The following is a 21,494-nucleotide window of genomic DNA, read 5'->3' on the forward strand; positions in this document are numbered from 1 at the left end:
AAGGTCCGGCAGATGCTGGATAAAAAACGGATGGTACCGCGTGTCAACGCTCCGATGTGAGTGAGGGCAGGCGGTTTTTTAATGGACTGGCAGTTCAACGTAAAGCCGATCTTACGGCCAGAAGATTCGTTACAGCCAGCTTAGGATCGCTTATTTATACCTTATATGGAGGACGTATGGATTTACAAGCACAATTAGAAGAATTAAGAACGAGCACACAGGCTCAGCTGAAGGCCATCAAGGCTGAAAATGCTAAAGAGCTGCAGGAGCTGCGCGTCAAGGTTCTGGGGAAAAAAGGTTCCTTGACTGAACTTTTAAAAGGGCTTAAGGATTTGCCCAATGAACTGCGGCCTGTTGTTGGCAAACAGGTCAATGAGGTACGCGATGTCTTGACCAAGGCCTTTGAAGAGCAGGGCAAGATTCTTGCCGAAGCCCAAATTCAGGCCCAATTGGAATCAGAGTCGCTGGACGTTACCTTGCCCGGGCGCCAGATTTCTATGGGCAACAGGCATGTGCTTAGCCAGACCACCGAAGAGATTGAAGATATTTTCTTAGGAATGGGCTATCAGGTTGTCGACGGCTATGAAGTTGAACAGGATTACTATAATTTTGAACGCATGAATCTGCCTAAGGATCACCCGGCGCGTGATATGCAGGATACCTTCTATATTTCTGAAGATATTTTGCTTCGGACGCATACCAGTCCTGTACAGGCACGTACCTTGGATAAACACGATTTTTCTAAGGGACCGCTTAAGATGATTTCACCCGGACGCGTTTTCCGCCGTGATACGGATGATGCGACACACTCCCATCAATTCCATCAAATCGAAGGTTTGGTCGTTGGTAAAAACATTTCTATGGCTGACCTCAAAGGCACTCTTGAATTGATCAGTAAGAAAATGTTTGGTGAAGACCGCAAGATTCGTCTGCGTCCATCCTATTTCCCATTTACAGAGCCGTCTGTCGAAGTTGATGTTTCCTGTTTTAAATGTGGCGGCCAAGGCTGCAATGTCTGCAAGAAAACAGGCTGGATTGAAATTCTTGGTGCCGGCATGGTTCATCCAAGCGTCCTTGAAATGTCGGGCGTTGACTCCGAAGAATACTCAGGCTTTGCCTTTGGTCTAGGTCAGGAACGTATTGCCATGCTGCGCTACGGCATCAATGATATCCGCGGCTTCTACCAAGGTGACAGCCGCTTTACGGAGCAGTTTAAATGATAACAATTGAGCCCATTTTACTAGAAGAAGTTGAAACGCTAAGGGAACTTGCCATCAAAACCTTTCGGGAAACCTTTGAACACGATAATACCGAGGAGCAGCTGCAGGCATTTTTTGATTCGGATTTATCAACCGCTGTTTTGTCTAAAGAGCTGGCAGATTCTGAATCCCAGAACTATTTTATTAAGATGGATGGCCGTATCGCTGGTTTTCTCAAACTTAATCAAGGCTCAGCTCAGACCGAACAAAAGCTTGATAATGCTATTGAAATTCAGCGGGTTTACATTCTCAAAGCCTTTCAAGGACAAGGTCTAGGGAAAAAATTACTAGAATTTGCGCTGGAGAAAGCATCTGCCTCAGGCTGTGACTGGGCATGGCTGGGCGTCTGGGAATATAATTTTAAGGCGCAGGCCTTATACAAAAAATATGGTTTTGAGCGCTTTAGTCAGCACCGTTTTATGGTCGGTGACAAGGCTGATACCGATTGGCTGCTGAAGAAAAGCCTTAAACAAGCATGAGTCTGTCATTCAGATGTCTAAACTAAAAAGGAAGGAATTAAAGAAGCCTCTTGCGGGAAGCTGGAATGTTGAACGTTTTCTGGCTCAAATATCAGTCTGTCTTTATCTTTAAAGATCAACTATTTTCGCCTTCTGATAAGGCATGAGGCTTTTTCTGTTTTAATTATGTTAGTAAGTTATAAATGGTTAAAAAAATTGGTTGACATTGATGTTCCCAGTCAGGAATTGGCTGAGAAAATGTCAACAACGGGTATTGAAGTTGAAGGAGTTGAGGTACCGGCTCAAGGGCTTTCTAAGCTTGTAGTCGGTCAGGTGCTTTCCTGCCAGGATGTTCCGGAAACCCATCTGCACCTTTGTCAGGTCGATACTGGTGATGAGGAAACTAGGCAGATTATCTGCGGTGCTCCCAATATCAAGTCTGGCATTAAGGTAATCGTAGCACTTCCGGGAGCCCGCATTGCCGATAATTATAAAATCAAAAAAGGCAAGATTCGCGGCATGGAGTCACTCGGTATGATCTGCTCCCTCCAAGAGCTGGGACTTTCTGATTCGATTATTCCTAAGGAATTTTCAGACGGCATTCAAATCCTGCCTGAAGATGCAGTTCCTGGAGACAGTATTTTCCCTTATCTTGATTTGGATGATGAAATTATCGAACTGTCCATTACACCTAACAGGGCGGATGCTCTGTCCATGCGCGGCGTTGCCCACGAAGTGGCCGCCATCTACGATAAAAGCGTTCACTTTGAAGAGAAAACGCTGCATGAAAGTGAGAAAAAGGCAGCCGATCTTATCAAGGTAGCCATCGAATCTGACGGTGTCCTGACCTACAAGGCCCGCGTTCTTGAAAATGTTATCATCAAACCAAGTCCTCAGTGGCTGCAAAACCTACTGATGAATGCGGGAATCCGCCCCATCAATAATGTTGTTGACGTAACCAATTATGTTTTGCTGTATTTTGGTCAGCCCATGCATGCCTTTGATCTGGACAAATTTGAAGCAGATACGATTATTGCCCGTCGGGCGCGCCAAGGTGAAAAGTTGGTGACCCTTGACGGGGAAGAACGCGATTTAATTGATGAAGACCTCGTCATCACCGTGGCAGACAAGCCGGTTGCTTTGGCTGGGGTCATGGGCGGCGCCTCAACTGAAATTGACGCAGCTTCAAAAAATATTGTTCTTGAAGCGGCTGTCTTTGACGGCAAAGCTGTCCGCAAGACCAGCAGCCGCTTGAATTTGCGTTCTGAGAGTTCATCACGGTTTGAAAAGGGTGTTAATTACAGCGATGTTGTTGAGGCTCTCGATTTTGCGGCTGCCATGATTGCCGAATTGGCTAACGCTGAAATCCTGTCTGGTCAAGTCAGCGCCGGTGCTGTGCCGACAGATGATGTCAAAGTGTCAACGACTCTTGATTATGTTAACGTTCGTTTGGGAACTGATTTGACCTATTCGGATATTGAGGCTGTCTTTGCCCGCCTGGGCTTTGGTCTGTCTGGAAATGAGGATTCCTTTACGGTTTCTGTTCCGCGCCGCCGCTGGGACATCAGCATTCAGGCCGATTTGGTTGAGGAAATTGCTCGGATTTATGGCTATGACAAATTGCCAACAACTCTGCCAAAGGCTGACGGAACTGTAGGGGAATTGACACAGACACAAAAACTCCGCCGCAAATTGAGAAGTTTAGCTGAGGGTGCCGGGCTGTCAGAAATTATTTCCTATGCGCTGACAACACCGGAAAAAGCGGTAGCTTTCACGCCTAATCCGACAAAATTGACAGAGCTGCTCTGGCCCATGACTGTTGAGCGTTCGGCTCTGCGTCAAAATATGGTCTCTGGTATGCTCGATACGATTGCCTACAATGTGGCTCGTAAAAGCAGCAACCTTGCCCTCTATGAAATCGGCAAAGTATTTGAACAAACGGCTGACCCTCAAAAAGACCTGCCTCAGGAAATCGATACTTTTGCCATAGCTCTGACCGGTCTGACTGCCGAAAAAGATTTTCAGACTCAGGCCGTTCCGGTGGACTTCTTTTATGCTAAGGGAATTGTTGAAGCGATTTTGACAAAACTGGATCTCAGTGTTCAGTTTGTCGCTGCCAAAGAAATGCCCAATATGCATCCGGGACGCACAGCCCTGATTGAACTGGACGGGCAGGTCATCGGTTATCTGGGACAAGTGCACCCGCAGACTGCTAAAGACTATAATATCCCTGAAACCTATGTGGCAGAACTGAATCTGGGTGCTCTGGAAGCGGCCCTCAAACCGTCTGTGGTCTTTGAAGATATTACGAAGTTCCCGGCTGTTTCTCGCGATATTGCCTTGCTGCTTCCTGAAAAGGTCAGTCATCAGGACATTTTAGATGCCATTGCCGCCAGTGGTGTGAAACGCTTGATTAAGGTGAAACTCTTTGATGTTTATGCCGGTAAAACGATTGAAGCGGGCAAAAAATCCATGGCCTACAGCCTGACCTTCCAAAATCCAAATGACAATTTAACAGATGAAGAAGTTGCTAAATATATGGATAAAATCACCAAGTCTCTGACCGAACGACTGGGGGCAGAAGTGCGCTAAAATTGCCTTGCCTAGTGATTGTTACTCCTATGAAAAGGGTGGAACTCAACCGATAACCCTTCGGTTGGGCTCCACCCTTTTGTTAATAAGACTTTTAATGATTGGAGGTTAGTCTTTCTTGTTTTTCTTCATAAAGAGACCTGCCAGAGCAATGAAACTGTAACCAAATAAACTGTATAGCACACTGTGAGATGCGCTTGTATGCGGCAAAGTCGATTGAGATGCTGTTTGACGATTGCGGGTAGGGGCTTTGTCTGCTGTTTTCAAGGATGTAACGGTGCTGCCAGCTTTAGCAGCGGCTGCTTGAGTTTCAGCGTAAGCCTTGGCTACCAGATTATAGATATCTTGCTGTCTGTCTTGATTCAAAGAAATCATAACAGTCGGCTTAGCAGCTGTCGGAGCCGGTACTTTAGGATCCCTATAGGTGTAGCGGTACTCTCCGAAACCTTGAGAAGCGGACGGACCGACATAGGTGATTTCAGCATGGTCAGCTAAGTATTTTTGGGCATTTTCAGAAGAAAGAAAACGAATATCTAAGCCCTTAATACTGTCTGTAAATGACCAGTTGCTATCGGCTGAAGGATTGATGGTTTTTTCAGAGACAATATAATCAATAATGGCCTGACGGTTTTCCAGATTGAGCAGGCGTTTTTCAGCGGCATCTCTGACACCTGGGAAATTGCCTGTTGCCCGGTAATTATTGCTGATGACAATAAAGGTTTGGTTAGGATCAATCGGCTTTCCCTTGTACTGAAGCTCACGGACACGGCTGGCAGCAGGATTGATCAGATTGCCTTCCTCATCGTATTTGTTTGGCTGTGTGACATCAAATTTATAGGTCAAACCGTCAATGACATCAAAGTTATAGGAGCGGTAGTTGCTGTTAATCAGCTGCTGAGGTTCACTCTTGTTAGGATCTATCTGGTTAAACTGTCCGGCAGACATTTCCAGCCACTCCTTAATTTGAGCACCTGTCAGTTTAATAATAGCCGTGACATTGTCGTAGAGGTAGAGATCAGCAACATTTTTAATAGCGAGCGATCCGGCCGGAATATCAGTGTAGTAGCTAGCATCCCCGCGCGTCCCTGCCTTAAACGGCGCAGCAGCTGAGAGAATTGGGAGATTGGCATCGGCAGTGCCGGCTAATTCTTTCTTGCCGTACCAGATCTGTGCATTATTTACAATTTGAATGGACGGATCATCCAGCACCTGAGCGAAGTAACTGTTGATTGGCGCTGTTGTTTCGCCAACCTTTTGGCGGACATAGTTTATCGTACCCTGGTGCTCTTCCCGGACCATATCAATCAGTTCTTGATCGGCAATGGACGAGGCAGTGTCAATTTTACGGAGCTTGGATTTGCTGCTTTTTACCTGCCACTTGCCGTCTGTATAAGTGAGCGTCATATCCATAATCCCAAGGTGATCACCGAATTTTCCAGCCATGACAACCGGTTTGCCGTTGATGAGACCGTTAATATCGTCAACACCTTTATATTTAGCGTAAAAACTGCTGCCATCGCCATTAGGAAAATCGGCATGCGAATGTCCCGTAGCGACAGCATCAACACCGTCAATACCAGCGAGGAAATAGCCCTCGTTTTCTTCGCCGTTTTCGTACTGGTCATCCCCAATACCCGAATGCGCCAGGACCAAAACAATATCAGCACCGGCTTCCTTCATGCTTGGGACAATGGTTTTAACAGCTTCAACCGGATCATCGACGGTAACCTTGCCTTCAAGATTGGCCTTATCCCAAACTAAAATCTGCCGTGGCAGAACACCTGTAATGCCTATTTTGATGGTCGTTTCTTGGCCTGCCGTGTCTGTGAAGACTTTATTGAGAAGGATATAAGGCTGGAAATAGTAATGGCCTGTGCGGGCATCGCGGACATTGGCATTGATGATGGGAACATCAGATGTATTAACCATACGGTTGAGGAAATCAAGTCCGTAGTTAAATTCGTGGTTGCCTAGAGTTTCAGCATCATAACCCAGTTTTTTAAAGGCCTCATACATGGGGTGGGTCTGCCCTTCTTTAACAGGATTAATGAGAGCTTTATAGGTGCCAAAAGGTGTTCCCTGAATGGTATCTCCGCTGTCAACAAGAATGATATTGCTGTTTTCCTTGCGGGCTTCTTCAATAAGTATGGCTGTTTTAGCAAGACCCACAGTTTGAGATACCTTATCTTGATAGTAGTCATAGTTGACCAGATTGGTGTGGAGGTCGGTTGTTGAGAGAATGCGCATATCCACGGTTTGACCTTCAACAGGGTCAGGTGTTTTAACAGCTTCTTTAACTGGCGCAGCTGCTGCAGCCGGCGTATTGACCCTAGGTGCGGCAGTGTCTGCTTCCTTTGCTGTAGTTTCTGAGCTTCTGCCGGCTGGGGGAGCAGTCTCAGCAGGAGCCGTTTGAGCTGTCTCTGCTTGTGCAGGGGCTGGACCAGCTTGTTGGGCTGGGCTGTCAGAAATTCCCGAAGCAGGCAAGGCAGCGTCTCCCGTATTATCTGCAAGGGCTGTATTGCTGTCTGCTGCCGGTGAAGCAGCACTGATATCATTAGCAGCAGATGTGTCATCTGCCCGAGCAACAAGGCCTGTACCGCTGGCCGCAGCAAAAAGAGAAAGCACTAATACACTCTTAGACAAATACTGTTTGGACATAGTAATCTCCTTTATTTAAAAATATCCTTCGGTTTCTATTATACAAAAAGAAAGCCCTTTCAGTAAAATAGAAGGCGAAAAATGAAGTAAAAAGTATGAAAGCCAGATTTCTATCCATATTTTTGAAAGATGAGGATAAGCATTGAATCAGGGAGATCCAACAAAAAAAGACTGAAAGCAAAATGTCAGTCCTTAATACTAATAGTTAAACAGCGCTAAATCAAGCAATCCTCTATATATCTGCCATTATCGATTTTTATCCCAGCTGGAGGCTGTATTTTGCCGGCAGCCGATTCCCTATCTTTTATGTATCCGTTTAATAAATACCAAAGGCATGGTCAATCTTGGTAATCATTGAGGCGATTTCTTCCGGTGATTCGCGCACGCCGTTTTTAATCCAGAGGACGACAATGCTCTCAATAGCTGCAGCCAGACTGCTGACAGCATATATTTCCGGCAGCTGCATACTGTCCTTGATTTTTTTGACAGAAGAGGGATTGCTGTGAATCACCTCTTCTAAAAAATGGCGGACTTTTTTAGGAAAATCAATGAAAGACAGCTGGGAAACGATTTTGAAAAAACTCACATACTCCTGTTTGATATGATACAGAGCTTTTGTGATGGAATCTTGATTGGCAAAGCTATTATTCGTGAAAATTGCCGCAAAACGCTGCGTGACCTCCTGGGCGATGGAATCTGCCAAATCATTTTTATCCAGGTAGTGCAGATAAAAGGTACCGCGGTTGATGCCTGCAAGACGTGTGATGTCACTGATGCTGACTTCTGAGAAACTCTTTTTGTCAAGCAAGGTAATAAAAGCGGCTTTGATTTTAGCTTCACTCTGCGTTTGACGTGCTTGGCTCATATTGATACTCCTCATCAAAAAGCAGGATTTTAGAAAAATAATTTCTTAAATCAACAGAATGTTTATTTTTGTTCTTGTCATTTTGTCACAAGCATTATACAATAAGCACCGTATTAAATCAACAGACTGTCTAGTCTGATAGATTTGAGGGGGAATTTTATGGCTTATATCGAAGTGAAAAATACTTATAAACGCTATCAAACAGGCGATACAGAAATTACAGCCAATAATAATGTTAATTTTACCATTGAAAAAGGAGAGCTGGTGATTATTTTAGGCGCTTCGGGAGCCGGCAAATCAACAGTGCTGAATATTCTGGGAGGCATGGATACCAGTGATGAGGGACAGGTTATTATTGACGGTCAGGATATCGCGGGTTACAGTGCCAAGCAGCGAACAGCCTACCGCCGCACAGATGTCGGCTTTGTTTTCCAGTTTTACAACTTGGTGCCCAATCTGACCGCCAAAGAAAATGTAGAGCTGGCTTCAGAAATTGTTTCTGATGCGCGGGATGCTGCAGCGACGCTTGAAAGTGTCGGTTTGGGAAAACGTCTCAATAATTTTCCTGCTCAGCTTTCAGGCGGAGAGCAGCAGCGTGTGGCCATTGCGCGTGCGGTGGCTAAAAATCCTAAAATTCTGCTTTGCGATGAACCGACAGGAGCGCTTGATTACAAGACAGGCAAACAGGTTTTAAAAATTTTGCAAAATATGTCGCAGGAACAGGGAGCAACTGTTATTATCGTCACTCATAACAGCTCGCTGGCACCAATTGCAGACCGGGTCATTTATATGCATGATGCACAAGTGACTGAGATAAAAACCAACCCATCCCCGCAGGACATTGACCTGATTGAATACTAGGAGGCGGGAATGATGAAGAAAACTTATTGGAAGGATATTTGGAAATCCATTCGAAAATCAAAGGGCCGTTTTTTGTCTATTCTGCTTTTGCTCATGCTGGGGTCCTTTGCCTTGGTAGGTCTCAAAGTGACAGGACCCGATATGAAACAGTCGGCAGCTGAATATCTGGATAAACATAATACCATGGATTTGGCTGTGATTGCGGATTATGGTCTGAGCAAGGACGATCAAAAGGAATTAAACCATCTGAAAAAGGCTCAGGCAGACTATGGCCGCATGACTGATGTGACTATTAAGAAGGCAAATTCTGCTATCCGCGTGTATTCAAAGCCTGATAAGATATCCACCTATTCCATCAATTCCGGACGTCTGCCTCAAAACAACGGGGAAATTGCCTTGGATGTCACACTGAAAGATGACTATAAAATTGGGGACAGGATTTCCTTTACACAGCCCGAGAACGCTCTGTTAAAGAAGGACAGCTATCGCATTGTCGGTTTTGTAACGTCTTCAGAAATTTGGTCTAAAACCTACATGGGGACATCAACAGCTGGAGACGGGTCTCTGTCCAATTATGCCGTAGTCACTGATGGTGCTTTTAACAGCGATACAGCCACTATCGCCCGTATCCGCTATGATGATTTAAAAGATCTTGATCCCTTTTCAGATGCCTATACCAAAAAGCTGGTGGCCCATCAGGATGACTTGGATGACCTTCTCAGTGACAATGGCAAAAAGCGTTTAGAAAATCTGAAGGCAGCTGCCCAGAAAAAAGTTGATGACAGTCAAAAACAGGTAAAGGCAGCCAAAGATCAGCTGACGCTTCAAAAAGGAGCTCTTTCTTATTTGTCAGGCAGTCAATTAGCTGCTGCCCAAAAAGCTGTTGCAGAAGCGGAAAAGAAAATTGCTAAGAGCGAGGCTGATATCAAAAAGGCTGAGGCTGATATTGCTGCTATGTCAGAACCGTCATACAGCAGCTACAATCGCTCAACTCTGCCGGGAGGCGGCGGTTATCAGACTTTTTCTTCCAGTTCTGACAATGTCAGTGCTATTGGCAATCTTTTCCCGGTTGTCCTCTATCTTGTTGCCGTTCTGGTCACTTTTACAACGATGACACGTTTTGTAGACGAAGAACGGACAAATTCAGGTGTTTTAAAGGCTTTAGGCTACTCCGATAAGGATGTCATCCAAAAATTTGTCATCTATGGTGCAGCTGCCAGTTTGATTGGGACGGTTTTAGGAATCTTAGCAGGCCATTATGTCTTGGCTCCCATCGTCTCCAACAGTACAACCAGCAGCCTGACCTTTAATCAGATGCACTATTATTTTTACTGGGATTACAGTTTGCTGGCACTGGCTATTAGCCTTTTAAGTGCAGTCTTGCCGGCTTTCTTGGTAGCCAAAAGGGAACTGACCGAAAACCCCGCCCAGCTCCTATTGCCCAAACCGCCTGCCAAGGGTGCCAAGATCCTGCTGGAAAGACTTCCTTTTATTTGGAACCGTCTGATCTTTACTTACAAAGTCACCGTTAGAAATATTTTTCGTTACAAGCAGAGGATGCTGATGACTGTTTTCGGAGTCGCAGGCTCAGTTGCCCTGCTCTTTGCCGGTCTGGGCATTCAATCCTCTTTGAATAAAATTATGGATCATCAGTTTCATCAGATTACCCCTTACAATCTGCTGGCAGCAGTGGATGATAAGGCAGATGAGGGAGAACGAAAAGCGTTAGCCAAGGCTTTGCAGGACGAAGATATTGCACAAAGACTGCCCGTTTTCTATCAACAGACTGATGCAGAGATTTCCGGGCTTGCTGACAAGCAGACCGTCTCTTTGCTGGCAGGCAGCCATAATCATTTTGACGGCTTCATTAACCTCAAAGACATAAAAACCGGCAAAAAGCTCCGCCTGACAGATAAGGGCGTCATTATCACTGAACTGTTAGCTGAATACTATCACGTTCAGGCTGGTGATCATTTCACCTTCAAGGATGAAACCGGCAGAAAGATTCGTTTGAGGGTTGCAGCAGTAGCTGAGATGAATGTTGGCCACTATCTTTTGATGACAGACAGCTATTATCAAAAGAAATTTGGCAAAGCTGTTAAGAACAATGCCTATCTCATTAACCTCAAAGATACTTCCTCCGACAATATTTCTGCCAAGGCAACGGAACTTTTGGCCATGGACGGCGTGTCGGCTGTTTCCCAAAGCCTGTCCATTGTTGATACGGTTGAGCTGGTCGTAAAATCACTCAACGGTGCCATGACCGTTTTAGTTGTCACCTCGGTGCTGCTTGCGGCAGTTATTCTCTATAATTTAACCAATATTAATGTGGCTGAGCGCATTCGGGAACTCTCCACCATTAAGGTACTCGGTTTTTATAATCAAGAAGTCACCATGTATATTTACAGAGAAACCATTTCGCTGTCTCTTATCGGTATTTTGCTGGGGCTGCTGGCCGGTCATTATCTCCATAGGATTATTATGTCCATGATTGGCAATGACACTATCATGTTTGGCAGTATTATTGACGGCTATATTTACGTTGTTCCGGTCTTTACCGTTGTTTTCATTCTGCTGATTTTGGGTCTGCTGGTTAACCGCCGCTTAAAAAATCTGGACATGCTGGAAGCACTCAAATCAGCTGACTAGAGAAGCAGAAACAGCTTAAGCATAGTTTAGAAAGGTTGCTTGTTGTATCTGCTCCAAGATGATGAAGGCTGCGAGGCAGCCTGAAAAGTCAGTATCACTGCTGATAAATGAAGTTATAAAAAAAGAGCGAGGATTAATCGTGATTTCGCAGAAATCGATTTTTCCTGGCTCTTTTCTTTTTTGACTCGGGTAAAAATTAACCACTAACTAAAGTTAGTCTTAGCTTGAAGAAAAAGTCCTTTTTCTTTGATACTTCCTTAGGTGATGTCGGACGGCAGCGACTTCCTAGGGAATTCCATGCTTAAACTTTGACCCACGGTCTCAAAGTTTCCGAGTGTCAGAATTGGCTTAAATTCACCATTTCTGACACTTTCATCACGGTGGAAGTGTCCTCCTTTATCTAACTCGTTTGCCTTCGTGCAATTTATATGGTAGTCTGCAGACTTCTTCGCTGATCAAGGTAGGCAAATAGAGATTTGTCTACAGTCTGCCACTAACTAAAGTTAGGCCCCTCTCTTTTTTCCCTTTCTGATAATGGCTAAAGTATTGACTGAAAGCCATTTTTACAAGCTGTCAGCAGAGAAAGTGTCACCGTGCTCTAGGTCTCCAAATTTGTAGCCGCGGTTGAACCAATTTTGGCGCTGCTGAGAAGTTCCGTGAGTGAAGCTGTCTGGCACCGTTCTGCCATAGGCTTCTTTTTGAAGCGTGTCATCGCCGACAGCATGGGCTGCTCTCATAGCTTCTTCAATGTCACCGGTATCAAGGAAACCTTCCCCTTCAACGTATTTTGCCCAAGCTCCGGCATAATAATCAGCCTGCAGTTCCAAGCGGACATTTAAGGCGTTGGCCTGAGTTTCGGACAGCCCCTGCCGTTTTTGATTGTAGTCGGACATGGTACCCAGCTCATTTTGAACATGGTGGCCGACTTCATGAGCAATAACATAGGCCATCGCAAAGTCGCCTGCTGCCTTATATTTGCTGGAGAGCTCCTGATAAAAGGAAATATCCAGATAAATCTTGCGGTCAGCTGAACAGTAAAAGGGACCTGAAGAAGCCTGCCCCTGTCCGCAGCCGGTTCGAATGTGATCAGTATAAAAAACCAGCGTAGGTTTTTTATAGGTCAATCCCTCAGCTTTAAAGGTTTCAGTCCAAAAGGCTTCTGTGCTTGCCAGAACCTTGCTGACAAATTTCGTTTCTTCACTGGAAACATCGGTTCCCTTTTTTCGCGTAACCTGAGTTGACTGGTAAGGGCTGGAATTGCTGGTATTATCACCGATCAAAATACTTCCCAGACCGGAAGCACCGCCAATAAAGAGCAGGATAATAAGGATGACAAGCTTTGATTTCCAGCTGCCCCGAGAAAAGAGCAGCTGCAAGAGGAGATTGCTGCCTATGGAACTGCCGCCTCCGCCGTAAGCACCAGACTCCTCTCCGCGGCGGTCTTCAATGTTCTTGCTTTCCTTTAACTTGTCTGTTTTCATTTCTAAACCTCATTGTTTTAATACCTCTATTATAAATGATTTCCGGCAGAAAAAGTATCCTTTTATTTCAATTTTTAAGATGTCTTCAAATTTATAGCTTTTAAAGATTACCTTATTAACTAAATTTTATTTTTAAAGTGATTGCATGATATAATTGGAATAAAATAGATGTTTTCGTTTTACCCGCACATGCGGGGGTGGAGTCTGGCTATAATGCATTCCTCAATTCAATAAAAAAAGACAACTGATTAAAGTTATCTCTTTACATCTTAAATAAATCTGCATGGCTGCCTGTATCAACCAGAGTTAAAGTCAAAATATCATCCTCTAATAGGTAAATTAACAGCCAATCAGGTTTAATATGGCATTCTCTAAAACCCTTAAAACTACCTTTCAGTTCATAATCCCTATACCTATCTTCCAAAGCCTGTCCTAAATGCAGTTTTTCAATAACGTCATCTAACAATGATACATCCATTCCCCGCTTTTTCATACGCTTAAAACTCTTTTTAAAAGCAGAGGTAAATTTGACCTGATACATCTACGTTTCCAAAGCTTTCTTCAAATCTGACATATTATCATAAGCTACAACTGCCTCATCACGAGAAATTCGTTTGGCTTCTGCCATGGCCTCCAATGTCTTAGAATTATAATTTGGAAGTTCTACATTAAAGGGAAGGCCATCATGTAAAAGACATTGACGTAAAAAAATATTAACTGCACTGGACATATCCATACCTAAATCATTAAACAATGAAGTAGCTTGAGCTTTTACAGTTTCATCAATACGAATTTGAGTAGGTACTGTTGCCATAACTATCACTCTTTTCATCACTCATTTTACTACAAACGGTTTACACTGTCAATCGTTTGTAGCTGTTTCCCCTGTATGAGCGGGGTTCCTTTCTCCTGCAAGTAATTCCTAATTTTCAGGGGCAAACAAAAAACTGTTTTCATTTCAAATGGTTACCTTATGTGATTGTGCAGGAGTTTTTCCAAACAGAAATGCATGTACAGAAACATCATAATCCTTTGAAAGAATCGTTAGTTTGTTTTTAGATAATAAGTTATCATAAAGCAAAACAGTGACAAGAACAGTAAAATATTAGATAATAGAACTAAGAAGCTTAGGTTCATAAGCAAATTAATTTAAACTTACCTTGTTAAAAAGTTTTACAGAGGATTATTTATGAAACTTTTATACACCGACATTCAATACGATATGACAGAGATTTTGGCCGCTGAGGCTAGGCAGGCTGCTAAAGAGGGCAAGCGTGTTTTTTATATTGCTCCCAGCTCTCTGTCTTTTGAAAAGGAGCGGGCGGTTTTGGAAGCTCTGCCTGAAGAGGCCTCTTTTGCCATTACCATTACGCGTTTTGCGCAGATGGCTCGCTATTTTGTTTTAAATGAGCCCCATCAAAGAGAAGTTATCGATGACAATGGTCTGGCTATGATTTTTTACCGGGCTTTGGCTGGTTTTTCTGAGCAGGATTTGCGTGTTTTTGGCCGTTTGAAACAGGACACCAACTTTATCAGTCAATTGGTCGATTTATATAAGGAGCTTAAGGCTTCCAATATGACGGTTTTAGAACTGACAGAGCTTAATTCTCCAGAGAAGCAGGAAGATCTGATTAAGATCTTTAACAAGGCTGAGGCGATTTTAAAGGCTGGAAATTTTGATACTCAAACTAAGACAGCCTTTTTTGCTCAGCAGCTTAAATCAGGCCATCTGGACAGTGAACTTAAGGATTTGCTGATTATTGTGGATGGTTTTACCCGTTTTTCTGCCGAAGAAGAAAACCTCATCAGTCTCTTGCATGAAAAAGGGGTGCCCGTTATTATCGGTACTTACATCAGCCAAAAGGCTTACCGTTCAGCATTTTCAAATGGGAATGTTTATCAGGCCAGTCTGGATTTTATGCGCGGTCTGGCTGCTAAATTTCAAACGAAACCCGAATATGTAACTTCCAAGCAAAAGGGATTGCAGGCTTTTGCCAATCTTTCCAGCATTTTTGATAGCCGCCATGATTTCTCTGCTGATGGCCGAACCCTAACAGAGGAAGATAAGGAACACATTGTTATTTGGGATGCTGTCAATCAAAAAGAAGAAGCAGAGCATGTCGCCAGGGCCATCCGCCGAAAGCTCTATCAAGGCTATCGCTACAAGGATATTTTAGTTTTGCTGGGGGATACAGATGCTTACCAGCTGCAGGTGGGAAAAATTTTTGATAAGTACGAGATTCCTTATTATTTCGGCAAGGCCGAATCGATGAGTTCGCATCCTTTGGTTCATTTTATAGACAGTTTGGAGCGGATTAAGCGCTACAATTTTCGGGCTGAGGATGTTATGAATGTGCTTAAGTCGGGCTTATATGGCCGCTTGCAGCAAGATCAGCTGGATAAATTAGAATACTATATTAGCTATGCAGACATCAAGGGACAAAGCAAGTTTTTCAAGGATTTTACAATAGACAATCAAGGAAAATTTGATCTGGAACAGTTAAATCAGTGGCGCTCCCAACTCATGAGTCCCTTGCAGCAGCTGGTTAAGGCACAAAAGCAGCTGGGAAAGAGTCTCCTGAAAAAACTGACCGGTTTTTTAGAGGCTATTAACCTGCCGGAAAATTTTGCCCTGCTGACGGCAGAAAGCGGGGAAATTGAGCAGGAGAAGCACGAACAGGTCTGGAAGACTTTTACAGCTATTTTAGAGCAGTTTCAAAGAATCTTTGGTGAAGAAAAGCTGACGCTGGATGAATTTTTGTCTTTGCTCCGCGCCAGCATGCTGGCAGCTGATTACCGCACGATTCCTGCTGCAGTTGATGTTGTCACAGTTAAAGCCTATGACTTGGTAGAGCCGCACACCAATAAAATTGTCTTTGCCATGGGCATGACACAGTCTAATTTTCCTAAGATTGTGCAAAACCGGAGCCTGATTTCGGATGAGGAACGCGCGCGAATCAATGATGTGACACCGGATAATCGCCGCTTTGATATTGTCAGCAGCGAAAATCTCAAAAAAAATCACTTTACGGCCTTATCGCTCTTTAATGCTGCGACTGAGGAATTGATTCTCAGCCTGCCGCAAATTTTAAATGAGACAGAAGACAGCACCTCCTCTTATTTATTGGAATTGATTGAGCTTGGTGTACCGGTAGTGGAAAAAGGCCGGAGCCGACAGCTGACTGATCCAGAAGACATCGGCAACTACAAAGCGCTCTTGTCGCGCGTGATTGAACTGGATCATGCTTCTATTGACCAAGAAATGTCTAAGGAGGAGCAGACCTTCTGGTCGGTGGCTGTGCGTTATCTGCGGAAGAAACTTAATGAGCAGGGGATTGTCATTCCTGAGATTAATGACAGTATGCAGACCAAGCCGCTTGCTCCTGCGGTTATAAAGGCTCGCTTTCCGGCAGATGAGCCTATAAAACTGTCATCATCTGCTTTAACAGCTTTTTACAACAATCAGTACCTTTATTTCCTGCAGTATGTTTTGGGCTTGCAGGAATTGGAGACCATTCATCCGGACGCCAGAAATCACGGCAGCTACCTGCACCGTGTTTTTGAACTGGTGATGCAGGACGCAGCAGCTCCGGATTTTGATAAGAGGTTAAACCAGGCCCTAGCACAGGCCAATCAGGAAAACAGCTTTAAAATGCTTTATGAGGAAGATGAGGAGAGCCGCTATTCTTTAGAGATTTTGGAAGACATTGCCAGAAGCACGGCCAGCATTTTGCGTGATGATACTCAAATTCAGGTGGAAAGCGAAGAAGAGGCCTTTGAGCTCATGCTGGGAAATACTGTTAAAATCCGTGGCTTTATCGACCGTATTGACCGTCTGTCTGATGGCAGTCTGGGGATTGTTGACTACAAATCCAGCCGAAATACCTTTGATCTTCAGAAATTCTATAATGGTCTCAGTCCGCAGCTTCTGACCTACATGGAAGCCGTCAGGGACAGAAGCGACCTGCCTGACAGCCAGAAGATTTTTGGAGCTATGTATCTGCACATGCAAGAGCCAAAATTAGACTTAAGCAATGTAAAGTCTTTGGATAAGATTCCTGGGGCAGTCCATAAGGAACTGACTTACAGAGGGCTTTTCTTAGATGAGGAAAAAGCCTATCTGGCTGATGGCAAATATCATTTGAACGACTCGGTCTACAGTCAAAAAGAGATTGATTTGCTGCTTGCCTACAACCGAGAGCTTTATCAAAAAGCAGCTCAGCAGATTCGAAGCGGACATTTCCTGATTAATCCTTACACTCAGGATGGCAAATCGGTGCAGGGTGAGCAGCTCAAAGCTATTACACATTTTGAAGCGGACCGCCACATGCCTTATGCCCGCAAGCTCCATCAGCTGCCGCGCAAGGAAAAACGTCAGAGCTTCCTGCATTTGATGCAGGCTAAGCAGGAGGAGGAAAACAATGACCTTTAAAAACTTTTTAAGTGTTCAAGAGATTGCCTCCTTACAGCTTGAAGAGGCTAAATCAAATAAGCAGCAAAAACGCACGCCGGAGCAGATTGAAGCCATCTACAGTTATGGCAATAATATTCTGGTTTCTGCCTCAGCAGGTTCTGGTAAAACCTTTGTCATGATTGAGCGTATTATGGATAAAATCTTACGCGGCGTTAAAATTGATCAGCTCTTTATCTCAACCTTTACAGTCAAGGCGGCAGGAGAGTTAAAAGAGCGTTTGGAGAAAAAATTGACTCAGCACTTACAGGCAGCTTCAGATCCAAAACTCAAGCAGTTTTTGGCTGAGGAGCTGGCCGGTGTTCAGACTGCTGATATTGGCACCATGGACGCCTTCACCCAAAAGCTGGTCAATCAATACGGCTACACATTGGGAATCTCGCCCAGCTTTCGGATTATGCAGGACAAGAGTGAGCAGGACATCCTCAAAAATGACGTCTTTGCAGACCTCTTTGCGGATTATATGCGCTCTGAAAACAGATCTGTTTTTGTCAAGCTGGTTAAGAATTTTGCCGGCAGCCGTAAGGATTCAGATCCATTTAAGCAGCTGGTTTATAAGATTTATGATTTCAGTCAGGCTACGGACAAGCCGAAAAGCTGGCTGACAGACAGCTTTCTAAAGGGAGCTGAGACCTACACAGATTTTTCAGCCATTCCAGACCAGGAAGTTGCAGAATTTCTGACAAGTATGGAAGATACGGCCAAGGCTTTGCGTGATCTGACGGATTTGGAAGACTATAAACAGCTGACTGCTAAAGGTGCTCCGACGGCCAACTATAAAAAGCACCTCAATATGATCGAAAAACTGCAAGACTGGGCTTGGAACTTTGAAAGCCTATACGGGCGTGACGGTCTTGGAAAGCTGGCTAATGATATTGCGGATCTCATTCCGTCCGGAGACAGTGTGACGGTTGCCAAGGTCAAATACCCTGTTTTCAAAGCTCTTCAGGGACGCTTGGCTGAGCTGAGGCACCTGGAGACAATCTTTGCCTACCAAGCTGAGAGCCTGCCTTTATTGAAACTGCTGCAGCAGTTTGTCCTGGATTTTTCTGAGCAGTACTTGCAGGCTAAACTGCAGGAAAATGCCTTTGAATTTTCAGATATTGCGCATTTTGCTATTGAAATTTTGGAAGAAAATCCTGACATCAGACAGCTCTATCAAAATAAATACCATGAGGTCATGGTGGATGAATATCAGGATAACAATCACACGCAGGAACGCATGCTGGAGCTTTTGTCCAATGGGCATAATCGTTTCATGGTAGGAGATATCAAGCAGTCCATTTACCGCTTCCGTCAGGCAGATCCGCAGATTTTTAACGCGAAATTCAAGGATTTTCAGGAACATCCTGAACACGGTAAGCTGATTTTGCTCAAGGAAAATTTCCGCAGCCAGTCAGAAGTTTTAGCAACAGCCAACAGTGTTTTCAGCCACCTGATGGATGAAGCTGTCGGAGAGATTCTTTACGATGACAGCCACCGGCTGCTGGCAGGCAGCGACCGCCAAAAAGAAGCCCACCCAGAAAATGAAACGCAGGTTTTGCTGTATGATACAGATGACAATGAGGATGCTCTGTCTGATGATGACAGCAGCCAAATTAGTCCTGCTGAGGTTAAATTAGTTGCCAAGGAAATCATTCGCCTTCATAATGAAGAGAAAGTTCCTTTAGAAGATATTACCCTGCTGGTTGCTTCCAGAACCCGCAATGATGGTATTATACAGACCTTTGACCACTATGGAATCCCTTTGGTGACAGACGGCGGTGAGCAAAATTATCTCAAATCGGTTGAGGTTATGGTCATGCTGGATACCCTGCGTTCCATTGACAATCCGCTTAATGACTATGCCCTGACGGCGCTCTTGCGTTCGCCCATGTTTGCCTTTGATGAAGACGAGCTGACGCGCTTGGCTCTGCAAAATTCAGCAAACAGCCACAGGGAAAATCTCTATGAAAAAATGCAGAACGCTATCAATAAGCAAGGCCAGCACCCGGAGCTTATAACCGCAGACTTGACAGCCAAACTGCAGGCTTTCTTAGACGTCTTTGGCAGCTGGCGTCATTTTGCTCGGCTGCATTCGCTCTATGATCTGATTTGGAAAATTTATAACGACAGATTTTACTATGATTATGTAGGACGCCTGCCAAGGGCAGAACAGCACCAGGCCAATCTCTATGCGCTGGCTCTGCGGGCCAACAATTTCGAGCGGACCGGCTTTAAGGGCCTGTCACGTTTCATTGGGCTGATTGACCGCATTTTAGAAAGCCAGAATGATCTAGCTGATGTTGAGGCTGCCCTGCCTAAGAAGGCTGTTACGCTCATGACCGTTCATAAGAGTAAGGGGCTGGAGTTCAACTACGTCTTTATCCTTAATATGGACAAGAAGTTCAGCATCCAAGACATGACTTCGCCGCTCATTTTATCGCGTCGCAATGGCGTAGGAATCAAATATCTGGCTGATATGAAAGAAGAGCTGCAGGAAAAACTGCTGCCGGCTGTCAAGGTCAATATGGCAACGCTGCCTTATCAGCTCAACAAACGCGAATTGCGCCTGGCTACCTTATCAGAGCAGATGCGGCTCCTCTATGTGGCTATGACACGGGCTGAAAAAAGGCTGTATCTGGTCGGAAAGGGCAGCGCGGAAAAGCTGGCAGACAAATACAGCGGAAAATCTGAAAACAATCATCTGCCGGCCGCTGAGCGCGCAAGCTACATGACCTTTCAAGACTGGCTTTTAGCTATTCAGCAGGCCTTCAGCAGTGAAAATTTACATTTTAAAACGGTCTTTGTGACAGATGAAGATCTGACCGAAGATAAGATGGGAAGCATTAAAAGAGAAGGTCCCTACAATCCTGATGACCTCAGGGATAATCGCCAGTCAGAGGATATTGCGCGTGCTTTGGATATGCTGGAAGCTGTCGAGAAACTCAACAAAAACTATCAGGCAGCCATCAATCTGCCAACCGTCCGCACGCCCAGTCAAGTCAAGAAATTCTACGAACCTGTCATGGACACTGAGGGCGTTGAGATCATGGAAAAGAGCCGTGCTGCCAAACAAACATTCAAACTTCCGGATTTTTCCGAGAAAAAAGGAGTTGCGGCTGCTGCTCTTGGTTCCAGCCTGCACGAATTGATGCAGCGCCTTCGTTTAAGCGAAAAAGTCAGCATGCATGATATCTTACAGGCCTTGGAAGAGCTGCCGGCTGAAGCTGATATCAAGAAAGCCATCCAGACGGACAAGATTTTGGCTTTCTTTCAGACAACCGATTTAGGGCAGTTAATCCAGAAAAATGCTGACAAGGTCCGCCGTGAAGCGCCTTTTTCCATGCTGGAAACAGACCCTGAAAGCGGAGAAAAATTCGTCGTGCGCGGAATTATTGACGGCTACCTTCTTTTTGAAGACCGTATTGTCCTTTTTGATTATAAGACTGATAAATTTACCAACAGTCAGGACATCAAAGAGCGCTACCAAACTCAGATGGCACTGTATGCTCAGGCTCTAAGCAAATCCTATGGGATTTCGACCGTTGAAAAATACTTGATTTTGCTGGGCGGTGAGCAGTTGGAAATTGTATCAGTGTGAGCGCGTTTAAAGCTTCCATGCAGACGGATAAGCAGTTCTTACAGTCGGGATTCTTGCATAAAAAGGAGCAAATTTTGAGGACTTTTTGAAAACTGTCCGTCGTTTGGTATGACAATCATAGGTCAGCCGAGCATTCTGATGATGTTTCCATCCTCATGCTCATGCTCATGTGCGGCAGATCAAGAAGGAAACTATCAGTCTCGTTGAGGTTATGGGCTTGGCTATTTTACCGCTCGGACTAAAAAACGAATTGGCGGAAGTTGAAAAATACTGTTTAAACCAGTATAATGAATTCGCAGACTGTCACAAGTTTTGGACCAATGAGGTTAAGAAAGCCCAGACATTACTGAGAGCACTGTACAACAGATTGTACAAAGATGCTGTCGGACAGATATTTGTTCGTATTGTATCAGAGATAAACGCGGTTGGAAAGCTCAGCTTTAAGACAGCTTGCTTGAAAAAGCAGAATTTCTCGCGGCTTTTCAGATGCGTCGCTTTCTTATCAATCTAGTATTATAAAGAAAGGAAGATGTTTAGTTTTGATACTGTGGTATCGAAATTGAACCTGTCCTAACGCCTGTGTAAAAAAGATAAATCTTCCTAGGTGCAGATATCTA

At 44.5% G+C, this 21,494-nt stretch carries 12 protein-coding genes and 1 pseudogene; 8 read left to right on the forward strand and 5 right to left on the reverse strand.

Annotated features, from left to right (window positions below; all coding sequences use genetic code 11):
- Positions 1 to 176: 176 nt before the first annotated feature.
- The 3 genes from pheS (at position 177) to pheT (ending at position 4,309) form a co-directional block, all read left to right on the forward strand.
- The gene (gene pheS, locus BMI76_RS03395; protein WP_075346199.1) at positions 177 to 1,220 is read left to right on the forward strand and encodes a phenylalanine--tRNA ligase subunit alpha; all 1,044 of its coding nucleotides are present in this window, start codon (positions 177 to 179) and stop codon (positions 1,218 to 1,220) included.
- Positions 1,217 to 1,738, forward strand: coding sequence for a GNAT family N-acetyltransferase (locus BMI76_RS03400; protein ID WP_075346200.1), 522 nt, complete (start codon positions 1,217 to 1,219; stop codon positions 1,736 to 1,738). Before pheS ends, BMI76_RS03400 begins: the two co-directional genes overlap by 4 nt.
- A gap of 165 nt (positions 1,739 to 1,903) precedes the next feature.
- Positions 1,904 to 4,309, forward strand: a complete 2,406-nt coding sequence (gene pheT / locus BMI76_RS03405; RefSeq protein WP_075346201.1) for a phenylalanine--tRNA ligase subunit beta — start codon at positions 1,904 to 1,906, stop codon at positions 4,307 to 4,309.
- Between the two features lie 108 nt (positions 4,310 to 4,417).
- On the opposite strand, the gene BMI76_RS03410 is transcribed toward pheT, so the two are convergent.
- Complete coding sequence (locus tag BMI76_RS03410; protein WP_075346202.1) at positions 4,418 to 6,967, reverse strand: bifunctional 2',3'-cyclic-nucleotide 2'-phosphodiesterase/3'-nucleotidase; 2,550 nt, start codon at positions 6,965 to 6,967, stop codon at positions 4,418 to 4,420.
- Positions 6,968 to 7,283: 316 nt separating this feature from the next.
- On the reverse strand, positions 7,284 to 7,832 hold the full coding sequence (locus BMI76_RS03415) for a TetR/AcrR family transcriptional regulator (RefSeq protein ID WP_075346203.1): 549 nt from the start codon (positions 7,830 to 7,832) through the stop codon (positions 7,284 to 7,286).
- A 159-nt stretch (positions 7,833 to 7,991) separates the two neighbouring features.
- Between BMI76_RS03415 and BMI76_RS03420 the strand changes: the two genes are divergently transcribed.
- Positions 7,992 to 8,693: an ABC transporter ATP-binding protein gene (locus BMI76_RS03420; RefSeq protein ID WP_075346204.1), complete on the forward strand. Its 702-nt coding sequence runs from the start codon at positions 7,992 to 7,994 to the stop codon at positions 8,691 to 8,693.
- Between the two features lie 9 nt (positions 8,694 to 8,702).
- Positions 8,703 to 11,342, forward strand: a complete 2,640-nt coding sequence (locus BMI76_RS03425; protein ID WP_075346205.1) for an ABC transporter permease — start codon at positions 8,703 to 8,705, stop codon at positions 11,340 to 11,342.
- Positions 11,343 to 11,905: 563 nt separating this feature from the next.
- On the opposite strand, the gene BMI76_RS03430 is transcribed toward BMI76_RS03425, so the two are convergent.
- From BMI76_RS03430 to BMI76_RS03440, 3 genes are all read right to left on the reverse strand, one after another.
- Positions 11,906 to 12,823: a neutral zinc metallopeptidase gene (locus BMI76_RS03430; protein ID WP_075346206.1), complete on the reverse strand. Its 918-nt coding sequence runs from the start codon at positions 12,821 to 12,823 to the stop codon at positions 11,906 to 11,908.
- A 262-nt stretch (positions 12,824 to 13,085) separates the two neighbouring features.
- Positions 13,086 to 13,364: a type II toxin-antitoxin system YafQ family toxin gene (locus BMI76_RS03435; RefSeq protein WP_075346207.1), complete on the reverse strand. Its 279-nt coding sequence runs from the start codon at positions 13,362 to 13,364 to the stop codon at positions 13,086 to 13,088.
- On the reverse strand, positions 13,365 to 13,637 hold the full coding sequence (locus BMI76_RS03440) for a type II toxin-antitoxin system RelB/DinJ family antitoxin (RefSeq protein WP_075346208.1): 273 nt from the start codon (positions 13,635 to 13,637) through the stop codon (positions 13,365 to 13,367).
- Positions 13,638 to 14,012: 375 nt separating this feature from the next.
- Between BMI76_RS03440 and rexB the strand changes: the two genes are divergently transcribed.
- The 3 genes and pseudogenes from rexB to BMI76_RS10970 form a co-directional block, all read left to right on the forward strand.
- Positions 14,013 to 17,255, forward strand: a complete 3,243-nt coding sequence (rexB, locus tag BMI76_RS03445; protein ID WP_075346209.1) for an ATP-dependent nuclease subunit B — start codon at positions 14,013 to 14,015, stop codon at positions 17,253 to 17,255.
- On the forward strand, positions 17,245 to 20,877 hold the full coding sequence (gene addA, locus BMI76_RS03450; RefSeq protein WP_075346210.1) for a helicase-exonuclease AddAB subunit AddA: 3,633 nt from the start codon (positions 17,245 to 17,247) through the stop codon (positions 20,875 to 20,877). Before rexB ends, addA begins: the two co-directional genes overlap by 11 nt.
- 166 nt (positions 20,878 to 21,043) lie before the next feature.
- A pseudogene (locus tag BMI76_RS10970) lies at positions 21,044 to 21,388 on the forward strand (hypothetical protein); the annotation flags it as partial.
- Between the last annotated feature and the right edge of the window lie 106 nt (positions 21,389 to 21,494).

Source organism: Streptococcus sp. 'caviae' (assembly GCF_001937065.1).
Lineage (GTDB): Bacteria > Bacillota > Bacilli > Lactobacillales > Streptococcaceae > Streptococcus.